This is a genomic window from Acinetobacter sp. 197 (assembly GCF_048148385.1).
GTDB lineage: Bacteria > Pseudomonadota > Gammaproteobacteria > Pseudomonadales > Moraxellaceae > Acinetobacter > Acinetobacter pecorum.
In genome coordinates this window covers 188,137-208,458 of record NZ_JAYWZK010000002.1, presented here as the reverse complement: position 1 = coordinate 208,458, position 20,322 = coordinate 188,137, and the positions used below count along the sequence as shown (strand labels likewise).

19 protein-coding genes are annotated in these 20,322 nt (G+C 42.7%); 17 read left to right on the top strand and 2 right to left on the bottom strand.

Annotation, left to right across the window (positions count from 1 at the left end):
- The first annotated feature begins 2 nt into the window (after window positions 1-2).
- From VXQ11_RS03595 to VXQ11_RS03560, 8 genes are all read left to right on the top strand, one after another.
- Entirely contained in the window at window positions 3-401 is a 399-nt protein-coding gene (locus tag VXQ11_RS03595; RefSeq protein ID WP_416705441.1) for a hypothetical protein, read from the top strand.
- Entirely contained in the window at window positions 401-2,431 is a 2,031-nt protein-coding gene (locus tag VXQ11_RS03590; protein ID WP_416705440.1) for a methyl-coenzyme M reductase, read from the top strand. The genes VXQ11_RS03595 and VXQ11_RS03590 overlap by 1 nt, the downstream gene beginning before the upstream one ends.
- Window positions 2,431-5,256 (top strand): lytic transglycosylase domain-containing protein, encoded by a 2,826-nt coding sequence (locus VXQ11_RS03585; RefSeq protein WP_416705439.1) that lies wholly within the window; start codon window positions 2,431-2,433, stop codon window positions 5,254-5,256. The genes VXQ11_RS03590 and VXQ11_RS03585 overlap by 1 nt, the downstream gene beginning before the upstream one ends.
- A gap of 61 nt (window positions 5,257-5,317) precedes the next feature.
- A complete protein-coding gene (locus tag VXQ11_RS03580; RefSeq protein WP_416705438.1) occupies window positions 5,318-5,722 on the top strand; it encodes a hypothetical protein in 405 nt (134 codons plus the stop codon).
- A gap of 82 nt (window positions 5,723-5,804) precedes the next feature.
- On the top strand, window positions 5,805-8,330 hold the full coding sequence (locus VXQ11_RS03575) for a hypothetical protein (RefSeq protein ID WP_416705437.1): 2,526 nt from the start codon (window positions 5,805-5,807) through the stop codon (window positions 8,328-8,330).
- A gap of 65 nt (window positions 8,331-8,395) precedes the next feature.
- Entirely contained in the window at window positions 8,396-8,704 is a 309-nt protein-coding gene (locus tag VXQ11_RS03570; protein ID WP_416705436.1) for a hypothetical protein, read from the top strand.
- Window positions 8,704-10,392, top strand: coding sequence for a phage terminase large subunit (gene terL, locus VXQ11_RS03565; protein ID WP_416705435.1), 1,689 nt, complete (start codon window positions 8,704-8,706; stop codon window positions 10,390-10,392). Before VXQ11_RS03570 ends, terL begins: the two co-directional genes overlap by 1 nt.
- Window positions 10,393-10,401: 9 nt before the next feature.
- Window positions 10,402-12,543: a hypothetical protein gene (locus VXQ11_RS03560; protein ID WP_416705434.1), complete on the top strand. Its 2,142-nt coding sequence runs from the start codon at window positions 10,402-10,404 to the stop codon at window positions 12,541-12,543.
- A 43-nt stretch (window positions 12,544-12,586) separates the two neighbouring features.
- On the opposite strand, the gene VXQ11_RS03555 is transcribed toward VXQ11_RS03560, so the two are convergent.
- Window positions 12,587-13,522, bottom strand: coding sequence for an acyltransferase family protein (locus tag VXQ11_RS03555; RefSeq protein WP_416705433.1), 936 nt, complete (start codon window positions 13,520-13,522; stop codon window positions 12,587-12,589).
- 148 nt (window positions 13,523-13,670) lie between these two features.
- Between VXQ11_RS03555 and VXQ11_RS03550 the strand changes: the two genes are divergently transcribed.
- From VXQ11_RS03550 to VXQ11_RS03520, 7 genes are all read left to right on the top strand, one after another.
- Window positions 13,671-13,934, top strand: coding sequence for a holin (locus VXQ11_RS03550; protein WP_416705432.1), 264 nt, complete (start codon window positions 13,671-13,673; stop codon window positions 13,932-13,934).
- Window positions 13,918-14,460, top strand: a complete 543-nt coding sequence (locus tag VXQ11_RS03545; protein WP_416705430.1) for a glycoside hydrolase family protein — start codon at window positions 13,918-13,920, stop codon at window positions 14,458-14,460. Before VXQ11_RS03550 ends, VXQ11_RS03545 begins: the two co-directional genes overlap by 17 nt.
- Window positions 14,460-14,834, top strand: a complete 375-nt coding sequence (locus tag VXQ11_RS03540) for a hypothetical protein (protein ID WP_416705429.1) — start codon at window positions 14,460-14,462, stop codon at window positions 14,832-14,834. Before VXQ11_RS03545 ends, VXQ11_RS03540 begins: the two co-directional genes overlap by 1 nt.
- Before the next feature lie 986 nt (window positions 14,835-15,820).
- Window positions 15,821-16,060 carry a hypothetical protein gene (locus VXQ11_RS03535; protein ID WP_064096049.1) on the top strand — a complete coding sequence of 80 codons (240 nt, stop codon included), beginning with the start codon at window positions 15,821-15,823 and terminating at the stop codon, window positions 16,058-16,060.
- Window positions 16,061-16,394: 334 nt separating this feature from the next.
- The gene (locus VXQ11_RS03530; protein WP_416705428.1) at window positions 16,395-17,246 is read left to right on the top strand and encodes a 3'(2'),5'-bisphosphate nucleotidase CysQ family protein; all 852 of its coding nucleotides are present in this window, start codon (window positions 16,395-16,397) and stop codon (window positions 17,244-17,246) included.
- A 60-nt stretch (window positions 17,247-17,306) separates the two neighbouring features.
- Complete coding sequence (locus tag VXQ11_RS03525; RefSeq protein ID WP_064096051.1) at window positions 17,307-18,047, top strand: histidine phosphatase family protein; 741 nt, start codon at window positions 17,307-17,309, stop codon at window positions 18,045-18,047.
- Window positions 18,048-18,284: 237 nt separating this feature from the next.
- The gene (locus tag VXQ11_RS03520) at window positions 18,285-18,410 is read left to right on the top strand and encodes a hypothetical protein (RefSeq protein WP_257220449.1); all 126 of its coding nucleotides are present in this window, start codon (window positions 18,285-18,287) and stop codon (window positions 18,408-18,410) included.
- Between the two features lie 191 nt (window positions 18,411-18,601).
- On the opposite strand, the gene rpsT is transcribed toward VXQ11_RS03520, so the two are convergent.
- The gene (gene rpsT / locus VXQ11_RS03515; RefSeq protein ID WP_005096723.1) at window positions 18,602-18,871 is read right to left on the bottom strand and encodes a 30S ribosomal protein S20; all 270 of its coding nucleotides are present in this window, start codon (window positions 18,869-18,871) and stop codon (window positions 18,602-18,604) included.
- 214 nt (window positions 18,872-19,085) lie between these two features.
- On the opposite strand from rpsT, the gene VXQ11_RS03510 reads away from it, so the two are divergent.
- The gene (locus VXQ11_RS03510) at window positions 19,086-19,751 is read left to right on the top strand and encodes an NAD(P)H-binding protein (RefSeq protein WP_064096052.1); all 666 of its coding nucleotides are present in this window, start codon (window positions 19,086-19,088) and stop codon (window positions 19,749-19,751) included.
- Window positions 19,752-19,763: 12 nt separating this feature from the next.
- Entirely contained in the window at window positions 19,764-20,273 is a 510-nt protein-coding gene (gene rraA / locus VXQ11_RS03505) for a ribonuclease E activity regulator RraA (protein WP_416705427.1), read from the top strand.
- The last annotated feature ends 49 nt before the right edge of the window (window positions 20,274-20,322 follow it).

Here is a 20,322-nt window from a genome sequence, read left to right as displayed (position 1 = left end):
TCATGTGCGGGGGTAAGAATATTATTAGTGATGCTCTTAGTGGTGTCCAGAATTTAGCAAATGGCCAGATGGCAGATGCGACAGCTAAAGGCAATGCTAAAACAGTGAGATCCGTTGCACTGGCCGAAGCTGAGAAAATGAAGCGACAGGGTAAAAGCAATGCTTCAACGGCGCGTGCCGTAGCTGCGGAAAATGGTGTAAATGTAGATACCGGTGCAGCAGCGATGCTTCAGGATGAGCATATTTCTGATGCGGCTTATAACGCCTCGCTCAATATCTCTGATGCTGATTATCAGGCAAAGCAGATTCGTATGCAGGGAAAAATGCAGCGCAACAACTATGGCATGAATGCAGCTTCTGATTTTGTAAGCGTTGGTGCTAAAGCGATGGGGTGGAAATAATGGCGTTAATTCCAAAATCTCAAGGTCGGGATACGTCTCGACCAGTTATGCAGCAGCATACGCCAATGACCGGACTCGGAAGTATTGGCAATGCTATTGGTGACGTTCTTGATGAGCGTAATCGCAAGCAGGAAGAAGCAGAAGTATCTGCAAAACGTGCAGAGCTGTATCACAACGATCTGGCAGAAAAAGAAGCCAAAGTTAAGCTTGATGATGTACTGACTACAGAATTATCAGAGCAGGTTACATTGCTTAAAAACGATGTGGCCAACGGTGCAATGAACGCAGACGTAGCCAATAAAACATTACAACAATGGTCGGAAAATCGTTTCAAGCAGCTTGAAGGTGAAATGCCAGGACATGCGCAACAGTCATTAAAAAATCACTGGTCCAGCAATATAAGCCGTAATGCGACTGGATTCCTACCTTTGCAATTAAGCGCAGATACTAAAAAAGGTGTTGTACTGGCTGACCGTATGACAGAGATTGGTACACGTATGGATCGACAGGCTGGGCGTGAATATCTTGAATCGAATCTGGCCACGTTGAATCTATCTGAGGCTGAAAAACAGGCACGAATCTATGGCTATGAATCCACACGTGACGTTCTGGATATCGATGGGCGTATTACTTCAGCTGTTGAGAGTAAGAATACTGGGGATCTTCAAACACTTATCAAGGATATGGACAGCGGTAAATATGGCTATATCGATGGTCCACAAGTACAGCAGAAAAAAGCGCAGGCCCTCAGCCGGATTGATGCAATTAATAAGCAGGTTGAGGTAGAAGAAAATAAACGTCTGCAATTAGCCGGCAAAGTTCTGAATGATTTTAAATCTCAGGTGCTGACTGGTCGTGCGTTGGATGATAGTTATCTGGCACGCGTAGGTGGTGCAGTAGTCGGTACTGAACATGAGGCCGAATATAACTTCTACAAATCACAGTCGAATAACTTCCAGAGCTTTTCCAATCTGTCTACAACTGAGCAACTAAAGCGTATCAATGAGCAGAAGGTACGTGCCAAGAATAGTAAGACCACTGATGCTGTGAATGAAGAAAAGATATTAGGCGTATATGAATCTATTCATAAGGAAAAGACAGAAACATTAAAAAATAATCCGAACCAGGCAGTTCGTGAAGCAGGCTTGGAAACACATAGCCTGAATGCTGGCGAGCTGAAAGCCAATCCAAAATCATTTGCTGCCAAAGCGATTGATAACGGCGTGAGTCAATTGGCGCTTAAAGATCCAAACATTGTGGTGAAACCTATTGCTGCAGAAGATCTGGCAGAGGCTAAGCAGGCATTCGAAGCAAAGTCTGTGAATGACAAACTGGATTTTATTGGTGAACTAATCAATCAGTCTAAAGGCGTACCGAATGGCAGCAAGATCTGGTCAGCAACCATGGGTCAGCTTGGCGGTGGTGATCTGTCATACCTTATGGCCGGTGTGGCACGTGCCAATAATTATCGTTCACGTGATGGTGAAGATGTAGCAGCAGCGATTATTTCAGGTACTCAGGCATTGAAGAACAAAGCCCTAGTTGTTCCAAAGGATGATTTACTGCGTTCTGAGTTCAATAAGTACGTGGGTAATTCTGTCTCCGGAGAAACGGCGAATATGTCTTATTCGGCATTCAAGTCGATCTATGTGCATCTATCTGAGCGCAATGGCTACCAGCACAAAGACAAAGACGATATGAGCAAGGATCTAACCAAGACTGCATTAAGCATGGCGACTGGTGGCGTATATGAACAAGGCGTGAAGTACGGCAACCAAAAGACATGGAAGGTATCGAAGCCATACGGCATGGATGATGATCGCTTTGAAAGTGAAGTCAGCAAAGGTTATGCCGCGATTTCTCAGGCCACTGGTATCAGCACAGCCGAACTGCAAGATTTACGCCTGCGCCGGTCAGATAAGCGATCCAAGAAAGGCGAGATCCAATATGACCTGATCAATGAACGTGGTACGCCGTTGCAAGTGGGTGGCGTGATGTGGCGGATCAATATGCAGGGAGCAACCAAGTAATGAGTAACTGGCTATCTGAATACTCAAGCAGTGATCAAAAGCAGGTTGATCAACTTAATGCACCAGGTGTGAGTTATGCACCCATTGAGCAGAAAGAAGAATCTAGCGCACTGTTTAAAGTGGCTGCACCGTTTCGTGGTGCGGCAGCTGGCTTTGCCAAAGTGGGTGATGCAATTGCTGCGCCAATCGATGCGGTTGTAGACCGTGTTTCATATTCCCTTGAGGATGTTAGTAAAGAGGAATTTAGCGAGCCGTATTCTGCATACAAGGAACGCAAGCAGAAGGCACGTGATGATCTGGTGTATGAATCGATTGATTATCTGCAAGACAAAGAAAATACCGGCACAGTGGGCAATATTGCATTCAGTTTAGGCGACTATGCAACACGTGCTGTGGTTGGTAGCGCCGTTGGTGGTATTGCCGGTGCTGCTGCTGTTACTGGTGGATCAGAAACCAACTATGTCTATGGAGATTTAACCCGTGACGGCGTGGACGAAGAAACCGCCTTAAAAGTTGCTTTGACTGATGGTGCTGTGGCTGCGGTATCAACTGCATTGCCTATGTCCTATGGTTTTAAAGGCACAGGTGGCGTGATTAAAGATGGCCTGCTTTCCGTCGGTGGTGCATCTGGTCTATCCATTGGTGGTCAAGCTGCATCCGGTGCAATTCTTGAGTCTGAAGGCTACGACAAACAGGCCAAAAAATACGAAGTCACAGCCGAATCAGTCACTACAGATATCTTGCTGAATACCCTGTTTTTTGGTGCAGCACGCGGTGCCGGTAAGTATTTTAACAATTCCGATGTCACACCAGAACAACAGCAGGCGGCACTGGTTTTAAATGAATTGGAGTTTGAGCAAACACTGGCACCAGTGAAGCCAGCCAATCCGGTTCAGGCCAATAACCATATTAAAAACTTGGATACAGCAACTGAAGCCCTGCGCATGGGTCGACCGGTGAACGTGGTGCATCCGGTGAAGGGTGAGGATAAACAGAAGCCAGTCAATTACGACACTATGGCCTTACCAACCAATGCCAAAACGATTGCACGTAAAGCACAACAGGCCGGGATTCCTCCAAATGTAGCTTTAACCATTGCCCATATTGAAACGGGCGGTTCATTCAGCCATACAGCCAAAAATCCAACATCATCCGCACATGGTCTGTTTCAGGTGCTGGATAAGTCGTGGAGTAACTTGGGCGGTGGTGATAGATCTAATATTGATGAGCAGATTCGCATTGGCTTCAAGCACATGAAGCAGGCAGAAAGCCATATTAAGAAAAGTATTGGCCGTGAACTGCAACCGCATGAGCATTATTTAGGGCATTTACTTGGACCAGGTGGAGCGTCTGCAGTATTAAAGGCAGATCCTAATACTCCTTTGATCGATGTGGTTCGTAAATACGATCCAAAGAATGCCAATGCTATTGTGAAAAACAATGCCATGGAGGGTATGACGGTCGGGCAGGCTATTGGCAAATGGCGTAACAAGTGGAACAGTCTAAGCGCTCGATATGGTGGCAATGGTACCAGTACTGCAATTGGCATGGATGGCAGCAGCTATGACATGGCTTATGAGGTCAAATCACTGGATGAACTGATTGCATCGAATGATCTGGCTTATGGTGTGAATCCGCTTTATCCATCTGAACTACAACCACGTGACCGTACCCGGGAAGCATCACGTCAACAGATTGAACGTATGGCAGAGGATCTGCGACCTGAGTTGCTTGGCGAATCTCCAAAGCTGTCTGATGGTGCACCGATTATCGGCATGGATAATGTGGTTGAGTCTGGTAACGGTCGTACACTGGCCATTGCAAAAGCTTATGAGTCGGGCCGTGCTGAAGAATATCGGGCATTCCTGGAACAATATGCAGCAGAGCGCGGTATTGATATTGCTGGTATTAATAATCCTGTTTTAGTCCGGACACGTTTAACTGATACCGACCGTACGCAATTTGCAAAACTGGCCAATGAATCCGATGTTGCGCAGTACTCTGCAACAGAACGTGCTGTAAGCGATTCAGATCGTCTGCCTGATGCCTCCTTGCTCAAGATCAACAATGATGGCTCAATTAATTTAGATGGCTCTATGGACTTTGTACGCGGTTTTGTGGGGTCGTTGCCAAAGTCAGAACAGGGCACAGTGATTACCGGTGACGGACGATTAAGCCAGGAAGGGAAACGCCGTATTGAATCGGCCATTATGCAACGCACCTATGAGGATTCGTCTTTGATTGGCCGTATGGCTGAAAATCTGGATGATGACAGCAAGACAGTATTGAATGCCTTGCTCCGTGCTGCACCACAATTGGCACAGCTTGATAGCTTAGTGAAGCAGGGTGGTCGTCATCAAAACACTTTGGCAAAAGACTTGGCACAGGCAGCGCAAAAGCTCAGTGATCTGAAAGCCAATGGCCAGACCGTACCGGATTATTTAAATCAAGGTCAGCTTATTGATGATGGACTGTCACCTGGTGCGCGTGATTTCCTGAATGTCTTTGACCAGAACAAGCGCAGTACAAAAGCCATTGGTGAGAATATTCAATCCAAGATTGATGAAATCGATTCCATGGGCGATCCGCGACAAGGTTCATTGTTTGGTGATGGACCAGAAGAATCAGCCGCTTTAGACATCATCATGCAGAATCCGGATCAGCAGATTTCAGTTAGCCGTATGCGACCAGATGGAGAAATGGAAGAAATCACCATGTCTTTACGTGAACGACTGGATGAACTGGAAGCTGAAGCGCGTCAGGCACAAGAGGATACTTTGGCCGCACAAACAGCCATTAGTTGTGCTTTACAGTTTGGGGAATAAAATATTGGAAAAACATTATATTTATGCGATATTTTTTAAAAATTAGATCAAAGGGAATATTATGATTAGTAAAAAAATCAGTGATGGGTATTCAGAGGTAAGGAGGGAGTTCGATAAAGATCCTGATATTCTTTACCTTAGTAACTCGGCAAGAACCTTATTGAATCAAGAAATTCCTGAAACTTTGAAAACTGGTGATTGCGTCGGATTTTATTTCTCTAAAGAAATTTATGCTGTAAATATGCAAGAAGATTTCATGTGGTTTAATCGCAAACACTTAAAATCTGCGTTAGAGGAATTTGATAAAAAAAGCACTCTTTACGATATTAGTGACGATTTTGAAATTGAAATAACTATTCCAAAATCACGCATGACGATGAATGGGCATCCAATTGGAAACCAAATTGAAAAAAAAGTGTTATTGAAGATTCCAGTTCAGGTTCTGTATCATTTCAAAACACTATAAAAAATAGTTGCTCCTATTAATACACAGCAAATAGTTTTTCAAAAGATGCTCAGATGATGAAAATTATCTGGGCATTTTTATTATGAAAGACCAATGCAAGGCCGCCGTAGCGAAGGCGCTCGGCAAGGCAACACTAAACCAGCAAGAAGCAACCGATATTGAAAACCGGATCAAGGACGCGATGAAATCTTTGGCCAAGCAGGATATTCAGAACTGGCGCAATTTATCCGATGCTGAAAAACTGGTGAAAGCCGGTGAATTTGTGGCACAGGATATTCAGGCACAATTAAAACGAAAGCATGCTATTGCCGCACGTGACATTCTGACCCAGAACAAAAACCTTGCACAGCTTGATCATCCGACCTTAACCGCCAGTGAAGTTGTAGACCGTATGGTTGCAGCACACGGTGATATGTCTGGCATTCAGTCTATTGACTCCAAAGCACGTGCGATTGCATCCGTTTACCGTGGTGATCTAGTGGACTTCTATACCAACATCAAAGGCGGTTTAGGTGTATTTACTGATGCAGAACTGGTGCAAAAAATTGTCCGTGAACGCTTCAATGACAGTACCGGCGATCCGTTGGCCAAGAAGATCAGCGACAAAATGGGCGAAGTCTTTGAAGGCATGCGTGAACGCTTTAACCGTGCCGGCGGTGATATTGGAAAGCTGGATGATTGGGGATTACCGCAGACGCATAGCCTTGAAAAGATTGTATTAGCGGGCAAACAGGCATGGGTGCAAAAAGCAGAAGGCTTAATCGACACTTCAAAATACGTGCATGAGGACGGATCGTATTATTCACAGCAAGAGATCCGTGAACTGCTTGAATACTCATTCGATACACTGAGCAGCAACGGTGCTAATAAAACCGAAATTGGTCGGCAGTCCTTTGGTGGTAATTCCAAAGTGACCAGCCGCCATTCTGAAAGCCGTGTATTGCATTTTAAGGATGCTGAATCTTGGATGGAGTATCAGGCTGAATTTGGCGGCATGCCGTTTGTGGATCTAATCGAAGCGCACGTCAATGGATTATCTAAAGACATTGCACTGGTGGAAAATCTTGGCAGTAGTCCTAAAAATGCCATGCGCATCCTGATGGACGCAGCAGAGCAAAAGGACTGGCAAAAAGGCATTGATGCAAACGATACAGGCAAGTCACGTAAACGTGCACAGACCATGTTTGATGAGTTCTCAGGGCAGAATACACCGCAATCCGAAGTTCTGGCCAATATGGGTTTAGCGTACCGATCAATGAACGTGGCATCTATGCTGGGTGGTACCACAATTTCATCCGTCACCGATCAGGCCATGATTGCTAAGACTGCATCGATCCATGGCATTGCCTTCCGCAAAACCTTCGGTGAGTTGCTCACACAGTTAAATCCAAAAAATAAAGAAGATCGGGAGCTAGCGCACAGCTTAGGTTTGGCCACAGAAGAAATGCTCGGCTCTATTGCACGTTGGTCTGATGACGGATTGACTTCAGTATATGGCAAGTCACAGAAACTGGCTCGGGTATCTAGTGGGATTGCTTCACAAGTTATGCGCATATCTGGCCTGAATGCACTCACAGCAGCGTCAAAAGTCGGCTTTACCAAGATGCTTATGCATAAATACGGCACTTTGACCCGTGATAAAGCATGGGCTGATCTGGATGCAATGGATCGTGAGCTCATGGAAAAAACCGGACTGAATGAACGGGCATGGGAAGTCATGCGCCTGGCTAATCCGGTGGTGGATCGTAAGGGCAATCAGTTGATGTCGGCACGTTCAATCTATGAAATTCCAGATAATGATTTGACTAGGTTTGGCGACCCACAAAAGGTGCGTGATGAAGTCGCAACACAATTTCAGGCACACTTGCTGGATGAACAGGGAATGGCGGTAGTTGAGGCCGGATTGCGTGAACGTACATGGATGAGCGCAGGGCAGCGAAAAGGCACAGGCATGGGTGAGCTGGTGAAATCCATGCTTCAGTTTAAGTCATTCCCAGCATCATTTCTTATGCGTCATGGCTCACGTGCAATGGCACAGGATGGTGTGAAAGGCAAGGCGGCTTATGGGGTTTCATTGTTTGCTATGACCACCATACTGGGTGCACTGGCGGTACAGCTTAAAGAACTGGCCAACGGCAATGACCCTTCGACCATGTGGGATAGTGACGATCCGCAAAAGGCTATGAACTTCTGGACACGTTCAGCGGTTCAGGGTGGTGGTCTATCCATTCTGGGTGATATTCTGGTTGCAGGTACAGACACTTCAGGGCGTAGTGCTTCTGATTTTATGGTGGGTCCATTGGGTTCAGATGCTAAAGCTGTGCTCGGTTTGACTGTAGGCAACCTGACGCAGTACTACGATGACAAGGACACCAACGCATCTAATGAAGCATTCCGTTTGCTCAAGAACAAGATCCCTGCGCAAAACCTTTGGTACACCAAGGCTGCGACTAATCGCCTGATCTTTGATGAAATGCAGGACATGATTGCACCTGGATACCGTGAAAAATTATTGCGTAAAGCTGAACGTCAGCACGACCGGACACGCTTCTGGGGTGATGATGTAGGTGATATTCAGATGCCTGATTTTGAACGTGTCGTGCAGTAAGTAGGACACCCAATAAAGCCCAGCCTAAACCCTCGTATATATGGCTTATATACGGGGGATTTTTTATGCGTGATGACCAGGTAGAACGAATCAAATTACTTTCTGAAGAAATTGCAGACGACATGGTAAGTACTGCGGAAGCTGCTATTGATACTGATATCAAAACAAAAGTAGGGCGTGGGGATAAAGCCTTTTTGTATGGCATCGTAAAAAACCAAGCTGGCGTTATGGCGACCCTGCAACGTGTTTTAGATGTTAAATCCGGCAAGATCCCACCAATTAGCGCAACAGCAGCAACACAGGAGAAATACGAACAGCAACTGATTAAAAAAGCCGAAGAAGCAGCTGCAAAACTTAAACAACGCCTTAGCTAATGACCAAACCAAAGATTTCATTCTTAGCGTTCTTTCTGCTTTGGGCTGAGCTACAAGGCTGGAAGGTTCCGCTATTCCATGTTCAGGTCTGTATTTTCCTTGAAGGATTTTATCTTAAAGGGCGTACAGGCTTGCTTATGCTTCCGCGTGGGCATTCCAAGTCGAGTATTCTGGATGTGTTTAACGCCTGGGTAATTTACTGCTGGCCACACACACAGATTTTGCACCAGGGAACAACTGATTCAGATGCATATAAGTGTTCAAAAGGCACACGTGATGTACTCGAAAAGCATCCGCTGTGTATTGATAATCACAATATCAGCATCCGTCAGGGTGAAATTGAACGCTGGTTTGTAAATGGCACGCTAGATGTTCGATACGGCACCATGCTGGCCAAAGGGATTCTTTCTGGTGTAACAGGCCACCGTGCGCACTTTATCCAGAATGATGACGTTGAGACACCACAGACCACGGCCAATCCGGAACAACGGGAAAAGCTGCCGAAAAAATTATCTGAACAAACACACATTGCCATACCAGGTGCAAAAAAGCTTTGGATCGGTACACCGCACACCCACGATTCACTGTATGAAAAAATTAAAAAACAACGAAAGGTAGATAAATTAATTCTCAAAATGTTTGAGCACGAAAAGCGTTTTGAGGATACGCAGAAAGGCCAGAAGGTTTTACTTGATTTTGAGCCGGTTCATGGATTCTCAGGCATTGGCGTTGGTGCAAAGTATCTGCATAAAGGTGAGCACTATGAATGCCGAAAGCTAAAAAATGTCTGGGAAATTACATTCCTTGAATCAAACTATATCGTGGATTTCTACTCCGAAGGGCTTTGGGAAGAACGATTCACACCGGAAGAAATGGAGTTCCGGCGCGAAGAATGTAAAACCCTGAATGAATGGGATTCACAGTATCAGATGCATGCCAAACCTATTGGTGATGTGCGTCTTGATCCAGACAAGATTCTGGCCTATGACTGTGAGCCGGTGCTTAAACGCGCCAATGGTGAATACTTCATGGTGCTGGGTGAGCGCCGTATTGTCGGTATGTCCGCTAAGTGGGACCCATCATCAGGCAAACTGAAATCAGATCTTTCAACCGTTGCTCTAATACTGCATGACGACCTAGGCAACAAGTACTGGCATAGATCTATTGCCTTAACTGGTCCCGATATTATTACCAATGAAAATGGTGAAATTATTGGCGGTCAGGTATGGCAGTTATGCGATCTGATTGAAGAATTCCATATTCCCAAAATTGTGATTGAGACCAATGGTATTGGCGGCTTTGCAGGTTCCTCACTTAAGGCAGCGCTGAAGAAGCGTAAACTTCGCTGTGGCGTGGAAGAACGCCATGCGTCACAGAATAAAAATAAACGTATTTTAGAAAGCCTTGAAGGGCCGCTTATGTCCGGTCTACTTTGGGCGCATATTTCTGTACTTGCGGTTGCTAATCCAGACGGCAGTGAAGAAGATGCACCAGCCGCTAAACAGATGCGCGAATGGAATCCAGCCGTGGCCAATCAACCAGATGATTACATGGACTCAGCAGCAGGCGCAATCGTAGACCAGCCGGAACGCGTAGGCAAAATACACAGAAATAATGAGGTCAATGAAAGCCCTAATTGGAGGGGGAGTAGTGGCGTAGTTGAAGCCACTTTAGACTTTGAAAATTAGGGGAAGATCATGGCAGTTCCAGAACAAACGCCGTATATCGAGCACACTGGAAATGGTGCTACAACCAGCTTTGCGCTGAAATTTCAGTGTGATTCAAAAGATCATTTGATTGTATTGGTGGATGGAATTGAACCACCGGTTGCATCTTGGAGCTTAGTCGGTGGGAATGTGGTATTCACCACTGCACCAGTAGCCGGCAAAAAGATTACCTTGCAGCGAAATACACCATTTAGCCGAACCACTGACTACCAATCTTACAATAATTCATTCCGTCCACCAGCTGTGAATAAAGACTTTGATTGGATCTGGTGGAAGCTTCAGGAGTTGGGTGTAGCTGACTGGATTCTCGGTGCGCGTATTGATGCATTAAAAAACTATGTAGACCGCAAAGACGATGAGCTAAAAGCTTATCTGATGGAAGAGATCCGTAAGCAGGGTGTAGCTTTAGATCAGCTTGATGAATACTACAACTACTTAATGGAGCGATTAGCACAAATTGCTGTCGATAAGGGATGGGATTCTTCTTTTGTAGTTCATAAGGGGAAAACGCAATATCAGATTAATAATCAGTACATAAGTACATTTACAGACTTCTTTTCAACATCAAATTTAAGTCAGTATCTAGGGAGTCGAGTTTCTACCCGAGATAATTCAGGGGCTTGGGATGTTATTCCTTTTGGCACCGGTGATTTTGATCATAATGGTGTCGGATTGAAAATTCCGTCTGTTTTTAGCGGCGGAATGATTCCGATTACTGTCTTTGGTGGCGTTTCTGACTACAATGACACCACAAAAACAGGAACCCCGATCGATACTGCATTCAACCGTTTAATGTCATTCTGTGAGCGCACAGGCGCAACAGCTCAAATCATCGGTAAATTCTACTCTAAAGGCGGGATGAAGATTGATAAGCCAGTGCGAATCTTTTCAAACGCTGAAATATATTGCGACAACTCAAGTAATAATGTTGCTTTAGAGATTGGAACAGCAGGTGTTCAGTTCAGCACAAGTGGCAGTCCTAATCGCTTGAAGTTAGACGGTAAGCTAGATATTCGCAAAATAAGAAACGCATTGGGTCAACCACTTTGGTGGGATGATACAGACACAACAAGTATCGGCATATTAGAGCATTCACTGCATAGCTGTACTTTTAGTGGATTATCAGTCGATGGGTTTAATCAAAACCGCGTCTGGGAGTCTAGTGGGGCTACTGGATATGCAGCAAATAAAAACTTTGATTGCATATGCACAAATGGGCGTAACAATGTATTTGCTTTGGTTGATGGTCAGGGCTACGTTACAGAAAATAAATGGATTTGTGGGTTAATCACAAACGCAAATTCAACACCGTTGCCTGCTGCTAACACTGTAGTGAGTATCTCACTTAACACTGACGAGAGTGAGTTTCTATGTGACAACAATCAATTCATCAGCGTGAATATGGAAGATCACACTTCTGCAAAAGTATTCCAGACCAATGGTCAGTTAAATATTATCCAAAATTGTCGATTAGAAGGAATTAAAAACCAATCTATTCATTTCATGAGTGGGTCCTTAAACAACCGTCTTGATCAATGTTTTGGTATTGATGGTGGTAAATCTAGCTCCAAAGTTCTCGACGAAGGTATTAATAACTTTAGCGGGATTGGTACAATTTTCCAGAATGCATATAGCTCCTATGGAGTATTTATGGGGGCTAATAATACACCGGCAGAAAATGGAGGGATTGGTCGCTATTCCGTTTTTGGCTCCATGCATAAGTCAGATATACGCTACCTAGCAACTGCCATGGGGCAAAAAGGTATTGGTGTCTGGAAGAAGGAAGTTGGGTTACGAAACCACCCGTCCGTGTGGTTGGATTCAGAGCTTGGGCGAATTCAATTTGGCCACGGTAATGTTGACCCTTCAATTTCTTTGCGTGGACGTACTGATAATGTTGCATTGACTTTGGGGGCTACGGGCGGAACATTAGGAATGGGTGGTCTAGTGATGGGAGGTAATTTCGACAAAGGTCATCTAGTTCAACGCGCCAACGGATATGATTATCACCTTTGGATTGATGAAGCTGGTAATCTAAGATTTGCTAAAACAGCTCAAGATTCAAATCCTAGTACTAATACGGCAGGCGTTATTATTGCTACAGCTACCTAATCCCTGAAACCATCCCCAGACCGTAGGGGATGGTTTTTTTAGGTTATAAAATGTATTTAAGTTTTTTATTTATGAATACTAAGAAAAATCCAGAAACAATAGAAAGCATCAGTACAATCAAAGACAATAGAGTGTTTTGATTTTGGAAATATTCATCTAATAATAATATGAAAAAAGGGTGAATTAGGTAGATTGCTGTTGACAGAGTTGCAATATTTTTACTCTTTCCTTTAATGTTTAGATTTAAGAAAAATAAAAATATTAAGGGGGCGACCAATAATAAGGAAAATAGTTGATCTAGCCCTTCCGTGTTGCTTATAAAATTAAAATTTATTAAGGACTCAGTAATGATTAATAATATAAGAAATGGAATCATCCATGCCTTAATTTTAATATTATCTTTTATGAAATGATTGTGTTTATTTATCAAATATCCCATGGTCAAAAATGGAAAACAGACAAATAAAAAGTTTCGGTGTACCGGGTTGAAGTTTAATAATTTATCAAAAAATGGAGATAATATATGCATATTACCTAAGGTTTGAAGTATACAACCAAAGAAAAATAATAAAACTGTAAGAGAAATAAGGTAAAAGCTTTTTATATTTCGTAGAGCATAAAGCAGGCAACCTGATATAGCAGTTCCGGAAAGGTACCATAAAACATAATACCCATTTAGAATATTGAAAATAAAGCTATATATGTTTGAAGAAATCCAGAAAGGTGAGTAAAACAAGCTCCATATTATATAAAGAATTAAAACTTTAGATAACCACCTAATGAATTGTTTCCTGCTATTTATCAGAAAGAAATAATATCCGGTAATAATGAGAAAAAGTGGGACTGCTATACGAAATAATCCTTGAACTAAGATGAAACTAGTTTGCTGTGAAATATCTAAAAATATTTTTGTATGAAGGAAAACAACAAAAAAAGCTAAAAATATTTTTAAAATATCTAGAGAGAGATTTCTTTCCATTGAAAAATTTATCCAAAAAAAACTAACTATTTAGATGAAGTTTAGTCTAATTTTATTTCTAACTAAAGTTAATTACTCAACAAATCACCACCAGCCCTGATCTTTAATTAGATCAGGGTTTTTTAATGTCAAAAATAATGGTGGCGGCATGTCCGATCAGAAATCAGCAGTAATGGAAATGGCGGCGACTGTTTCTTCCGCTGCTTCAAAAACAACTTATGCAGGGGCGGCTTCTGGTTTCTTAGCGTACCTTGCTTCAGTCGATGTACTCGCTTGGCTAGGGATACTTTTTGCCTTTGGTGGCTTCGCAGTGAACTGGTATTACAAGCGACTTGAAAATAAACGAGCCGATGAGATCCACAAACTAAAAGTAGAGCAATGGGAGAAATATTACGATGTCAAACAAGACTAAATACTATGTGCTTGGTTCTTCTTTGGTGCTTGCTGCAGGGATGTGGATCACCGGTCCAAGTGAAGAGCAGGTAAAAGCCACTGCAGTAAAAGAAGGCTATACATCCAAGCCGGTTATTCCAGTTAAGGGGGATGTGCCGACCATTGGCCACGGCACAACGGTCTATCCAGATGGCGTGCGAGTCAAAATGTCAGATCCGGCGATTGACCGCAAACAGGCGTTTGAGTATCTCAAATTGCACATGGACAAGGATGCACAGCGGTTTAATAAAACTGTTCTGAATATTCCAATTTCTCAACCTGAATATGATCTCTATCTTGATTTTACTTATCAGTACGGCACAGGTGCTTGGTCTGGATCTTCCATGCTGCGAAACCTGAAGGCACGTGATTATGTCCAGGCATGCAAGTCACTTTTGAAGTGGAAGTATGTCGCAAAGCGTGACTGTTCCATTCGTTCAAATAACTGCTATGGGGTGTGGACTCGCCAGCTGGAACGCTACAACAAATGCATGGAGGTGAACTGATGTCAGCATTCTTGGCAAAGTTCTACCAGGTGATTATCTGCATTCTCCTATTTCTATTGTTGAGCGCCGTGGCCATTGGTGGGATGCAAACCTTTCGCCTGGCAAAAGCTCAGAACAAGGTACTGAATGCTGAAATCACGTGTCAGGACAAAATCAACAAAAAACTAAAACCGTATCTTGATGCTGAAAAAGAAGCTCAGGAAAAAGCCAATCAAGCGGGTGAGCAGTATGAAGAATCAAAAGAAGTTGAGCGCGTTAAAACCGAAGTTATTACACGTGAAGTGCAAACGGTCAAAGAGCGTCCTGTTTATATCAACACTTGTATTGATGATGACGGGGTGCGTCTCATCAACGAAGCTGGTAATACCGGCTAATTTGAAAACTGAATGTCCGGATCTGATGAAATTGGAATCTGGTCAAGGAAAAGAAATTATTCAGGTGATGGTCGATGATCGACGAAAGTATGTAGATTGTAAGCAACGTCATGCAGCTATAATCAGTATTGTAGAAAAGTCCTCCAAGTGAGGGCTTTTTGCTTATACTGAAATAAGGCATATATTTGAGTGTGTACAGGAATGTGTACATAAAAATATGATTTAAATGATTTTTAAAATAAATATTATTTAAATTAGTAGCTTATGAAACCAGCCGTCCATATCGAAAATGATAGTCGGTCTTTGCATTCAGGATTCTCCAAAGTTTTTCAAAGTTCAACAAAGCATGTAGAAAAGCTTTAGATTCAATGAAATTAGCTGTCTTTCGCGTTCTTTAACGGTGATCAAATAATTTCAAAGTTCAACAAAATCATTTACCTTTCAAGAAAAAATTATGTACATCGGGGTATACATCATTTCGCTCTGCTTGAATATATGCAAAGTATAGAGCATTTGGGCAGGAAAATTTATATGGGTTGAAGTGATGGTGGGCTTAAATTCAATAAAGCACAACTACATGAAAAGGTGGGGGTGGTGACAGATCGGGGTGGTCCGTCGATTCGACTAATACCTAACCTTAATATCGTGTGGCAATACCGCTATTGTGTTGAAAGGAGGGGGATGAATATCTGAAACAGCTCACAGTTAAAGACATTTGCGATCTTTGGTGGGATACGAATGCGTTTCATAAAGTTTTTTATAAGTAGAATTATCGGGCCTTTGAGTTGCTGGTTTATCTGCAATAAGTAGACGCGAGCAATGAGGTTGAAACGCATCAGGTGCAAAAAAAATGTACTTTGGCAGCACAGAACCCAACTGGTCGCGCTTTACAAATTGGATAATAATCCATAAAGGTCATTCAATTGTTTTGCTCTATTTTCTTCGCTTAAATAAGAAACACATTAATTAAATTGTAAGGAATAAAAATGGATGCTGATTTTCAAAGTGTCGTTAATCTAGGAGTGCCATCAGGTCCTCAACCCACACATTTAATTGCTTACATGCAGAACGGTGAAATTAAGACAGTCGAACTCAAAAATGCTTCTGTCGGACTGGCAGAACATGGTGGAACTGATCTAGAGCAGATTTCTAAAGAAGTCATGAGTTATCTTGATTTAAAAGAGGATATTAAGATTATCGCTATTACTGATTTAGGAATGCATTAATTTTCTTAGCCAACAAATTATATTTTTACTAAAGCTCGGATGATGGTACTTATCCGGGCATTTTTATATTGAAAAATAATACAAGGTTGCCATAGTCGATGGGCGTCAGCAGTCCATCTGGTGGGTAATACGGGTATGCAGCTAGAATTGAAATCGTAGCAAAGTCCTCCAGTTAAGAGCTTCTATTTATTATGAATGTAGGTATGTTTTTGAATATTTTTATAAAATTAAATAGTAAAGTAAAATATATCTAAATTAATATTTTGAAAGTCTACCCCTGCCTATTGAAAAATATGTTAGGTTTTTCAGAGCATTTGAGAGATTCAGGTTTTCTATGTTTAGAGCAATAGCAGTGCCACAAGACCCGATGGTTTTACAGCTTGTGCCCATTTTGATCCAAGCTTGTGAAATTTTGCGAGAAGAATATCAGCGTTATTGTTCTGGTGCAGCTTTTGATATCCTTAAAAAGGATGATAATTCGCCGGTGACTCAGGCAGATTTTCGGGTTAATACTTATCTGACTCGGGCTTTGGCGGAGATTTCAGACTTACCTTTATTGTCTGAAGAAGGACAAGAGCATGAACGCCGCTCATGGGCAGAATTCTGGTTGCTTGATCCGCTAGATGGGACCAAAGAGTTTTTGCACCAACGGCCTGAATTCACCATTAATTTAAGTCTGGTCAGAGGCAGTTTAACCACTTTTGCCATATTAGCGGTTCCTGAGCGGCAACTGATTTATTTCTGTCCAGAGCAGGGACTGCCTTATAAATATGATATTCGAACTATGGCCTGGTTCGAGTATGAAACGTCTTTGACAACCAAAATACTTGCTGTAGGGTTGAGCCAAAGCAGCCAGCAGAAACCGAAATATACCGAGTATTTGCAAAGTCTGGCCAAGCTCACTGACTATACGGAATTTAAAGCGGGCAGTGCCTATAAATTTTGCCTGATGTTAGAAGATCAGGTGGATATCTATCCACGTTTTCATCCGACCTCGGAATGGGATACCAGTGCTGGTCAATGTATGCTCGAACGGATTGGCGGTGGCCTGGTCGATTTTAAAGGCCGTCCATTTACCTATAATCATCGGGATACCTTGCTGAATGGCGGATTCATTGCCTTTAAAAATAATGAGATGAAAAATATTGCATTGCAGGCAGTGTATGACATGCAGACTGAGCATTGAGCAAAATCCTGAGCGTGTTATAGTGGTAATTAAGCTATTACAAATCCACTAGGCTGTAACGTGTCCCTGAAACTGCTTCCTCCGAGTATGTTGAGTGCAATTGATTTATTGCCCGATGTACAGACGCCTGTCACCTTATTCACACGACATTCGATTCGTGAGGATGTGCGGGGGCAGGGTTTAGCGGGTTATGACCTGCAACTGACCAGTCAGGGGCGGGATCTGGCGCAAGAATGGGGCGCTTATCTGGCTGATCAGACGGATCGCATGATCCATCACTGTATTTCAAGTCCGATCCAGCGCTGTATCGATACCGCTGCCCTGATGATTGAAGGAGCAGATGCAGTCACTCCTGAGCAAAATACCCATAACATTGAAATTATAGAGCAGGGACTTCTGGTTGAGCCTGGCAGTTTTGTGCTGGACATTCAAAAAGCCGGACCTTATTTCGCTAAGCAGGGTGCGCTCGGCTTCATTAACAGTTTTGTCAATAATGCCTTGCCGGGGATGAAACAGCCGATTCATGGTGTGGTGGATGTGCTGGAACTGATTTACAACACTCATCCGCAAAATAAATATGGATTGAGTCTGGCCGTCAGCCACGACACCATTTTGGCAGCAATGATTGCGGTGATGTCGGGACGTCAGGATGTTAGTCGGGAAGACTGGCCAAAAATGATGGAAGGGTTATTTGTCTGGTTCGAGGGAGATATATTTTTAGAGTCCAAACTAAAATGGATCTGGCGTGGTCAGGTACATGAACTGGATATTGCTGATTTTAAGCGCTCACAGACTTCTTAAATAAAATTATTTTATCCAAGACTCAATTGTTCGCAGCAATTGAGTTTTTTATTTTTAGCTGGAAAATTTATAAAGATGCTGAACTTCTGTATTGATCATTAACTATACGTCGGTCTAAAACGTTAAAGAGTAAATTCTAAAATAGCATTTTTTACATTTATAAGATAAAAGTTCAATAATGTAACGCTGAAAATTATCTATGCTTGATAGATATGGAAATCTTCTTGAGAAAAAATTATGAAAATTATTACAGTTTTAAGCCTGATCGCGATTTTGGGTTTAACCGCATGTCAAAAACGGGACACTGACAATTCGAAACAGGACAAAACGACTTCGCCATCCTCGATGGATAAAGATCGATAAGTTAAAAAACTTGAAAGTAGAAATAGGACTTGGTTGTGAATTTATTAAATAGATTATCCAATCTCAGTACGGTATTGGCCGGTTAAATACATCAGCCAGGTGGCATGAATATGAAGATTGATATTTTTTCTTTAAATTTTCTAAATTTCAGATACAAAAAAAGCCCTAAAAAGGGCTTTTCTTATTTGCGATTAGTTAGAAGCTAGTGCTTTAACTTGCGCGTTCAAGCGGCTCTTGTGACGAGCTGCTTTGTTTTTATGGATGATGCCTTTGTCAGCCATGCGGTCGATTACTGGAACAAGCGTTTTGTACGCTTCAGTAGCAACAGCATAGTCATTAGTGCTGATAGCAGCTAATGTACGTTTAAGATAGGTACGAACCATAGAACGCAAGCTTGCGTTGTGTTTGCGTGCTTTAACGTTTTGACGAGCACGTTTTTTAGCTTGAGCAGAGTTTGCCACTCGTGCACTCCTTGAAATTGATTGGTCTGGGCGGGCTGAAACTCAACTGAAAACCAACATCAGAGGAATTATCACCAGCCCGTAAACAAGTGCCATATTCTGATTAAACTAAGCACCGAAGTCAAGTCTTGACATGCTTTGACAACATTTTAGATGCAGAAAAATTCTAAAGAAAACGTTAGATTAGTATTCCACCTAGGAGATCGTATAAAAAATGACTAAATCACTGACTCATCCCGTTGTTATAGGTGCCACCGGATTGGTAGGGAAACAACTAATAAAACGTTTGCAGGAAGAACCCACTTGCCAGCAGATTACTGCAGTGGTCAGAAAATATCAAAAAGATCTGGATGCTCTGGATAAAGTTCAACAACTGGTATTAGAGGATTTCCTGATGCTGAATGATCAGGATGTCAGCCAGCATAGCCATGGCTTTAGCTGTCTGGGCAGCACCATGAAAAAAGCCGGATCTAAACAGGCATTTTATAGTATTGACTATACGATAAACGCACACTTTGCAGAGCTATTGCAACAGACTTCAGCGCATTACCTGCTGCTGAGTGCGATGGGCGCCAATTCGCAATCACATTTTTACTATAACCGGGTTAAAGGCGAACTGGAGGATTATGTGCAAACATTGACCCTGGATAAAATCAGTCTGATTCGGCCTTCATTGCTTATTGGTGAACGTCCAGAACAGCGTTTTCTAGAAGATATCGCGCAGCAGGTTTACCATAAAGTATCGCGTTTTATTCCTGACAATTTTGTTTACAAGCCAGTGACAGCTGAACAGGTCGCTCATACTATGGTCGAGGCTGCGCTGACCCAGACGGTAAAATTTGAAATTTATGATAATTTACGTATACAAAAAATGAAATGAGGGGAAAACACCGTGTCTACAGCAGCATTTGTTACCTGTGACTTGTTAGATGATCATCCTGAGCTAGAGCTTCAAGTAGTTACACCTTGTCTGGACGGTAAATTTTTTAAGAGTTATGGAGCTCGAAAAACTTTTGGCGGTCAGATTGTGACAGTAAAATGTTTTGAAGATAACTCGCGGGTGAAAGAGTTGTTGGCCACAGATGGAACCGGCAAGGTACTGGTGGTAGATGGTGGTGCATCAATGCGCTGCGCCTTGATGGGTGACCTGATTGCAGAGTCAGCTGTAAAAAATCATTGGAATGGTGTAATTATTTATGGTTGTGTGCGTGATGTCGATGCAATCGCTGAACTTGATCTTGGTGTGCATGCCTTAGCTGCGATTCCGCAAAAGAGCAATCGTAAAGGCATTGGTGAAGTTGATATACCACTGTACTTCGGTGGTGTTACCTTTCAATCAGGTGAATACGTCTATGCAGACAATAATGGTATCGTTTTGTCTAAAGAAAAACTGGTGGACTAAGCCTGTTTATTGAAAACATACAAAAATCAGCTATAACGTGAAAGTTCGG

Coding starts and splice junctions, on each gene's coding strand:
- VXQ11_RS03510 (WP_064096052.1), top strand. CDS start 19,086: ATGACTAAATCACTGACTCATCCCGTTGTTATAGGTGCCACCGGATTG.
- VXQ11_RS03540 (WP_416705429.1), top strand. CDS start 14,460: ATGTCAGCATTCTTGGCAAAGTTCTACCAGGTGATTATCTGCATTCTC.
- VXQ11_RS03560 (WP_416705434.1), top strand. CDS start 10,402: ATGGCAGTTCCAGAACAAACGCCGTATATCGAGCACACTGGAAATGGT.
- VXQ11_RS03595 (WP_416705441.1), top strand. CDS start 3: ATGTGCGGGGGTAAGAATATTATTAGTGATGCTCTTAGTGGTGTCCAG.
- VXQ11_RS03575 (WP_416705437.1), top strand. CDS start 5,805: ATGAAAGACCAATGCAAGGCCGCCGTAGCGAAGGCGCTCGGCAAGGCA.
- VXQ11_RS03520 (WP_257220449.1), top strand. CDS start 18,285: ATGAAAATTATTACAGTTTTAAGCCTGATCGCGATTTTGGGTTTAACC.
- VXQ11_RS03585 (WP_416705439.1), top strand. CDS start 2,431: ATGAGTAACTGGCTATCTGAATACTCAAGCAGTGATCAAAAGCAGGTT.
- VXQ11_RS03545 (WP_416705430.1), top strand. CDS start 13,918: ATGTCAAACAAGACTAAATACTATGTGCTTGGTTCTTCTTTGGTGCTT.
- VXQ11_RS03570 (WP_416705436.1), top strand. CDS start 8,396: ATGCGTGATGACCAGGTAGAACGAATCAAATTACTTTCTGAAGAAATT.
- VXQ11_RS03530 (WP_416705428.1), top strand. CDS start 16,395: ATGTTTAGAGCAATAGCAGTGCCACAAGACCCGATGGTTTTACAGCTT.
- VXQ11_RS03555 (WP_416705433.1), bottom strand. CDS start 13,522: ATGGAAAGAAATCTCTCTCTAGATATTTTAAAAATATTTTTAGCTTTT.
- VXQ11_RS03535 (WP_064096049.1), top strand. CDS start 15,821: ATGGATGCTGATTTTCAAAGTGTCGTTAATCTAGGAGTGCCATCAGGT.
- VXQ11_RS03590 (WP_416705440.1), top strand. CDS start 401: ATGGCGTTAATTCCAAAATCTCAAGGTCGGGATACGTCTCGACCAGTT.
- terL (WP_416705435.1), top strand. CDS start 8,704: ATGACCAAACCAAAGATTTCATTCTTAGCGTTCTTTCTGCTTTGGGCT.
- VXQ11_RS03550 (WP_416705432.1), top strand. CDS start 13,671: ATGTCCGATCAGAAATCAGCAGTAATGGAAATGGCGGCGACTGTTTCT.
- VXQ11_RS03580 (WP_416705438.1), top strand. CDS start 5,318: ATGATTAGTAAAAAAATCAGTGATGGGTATTCAGAGGTAAGGAGGGAG.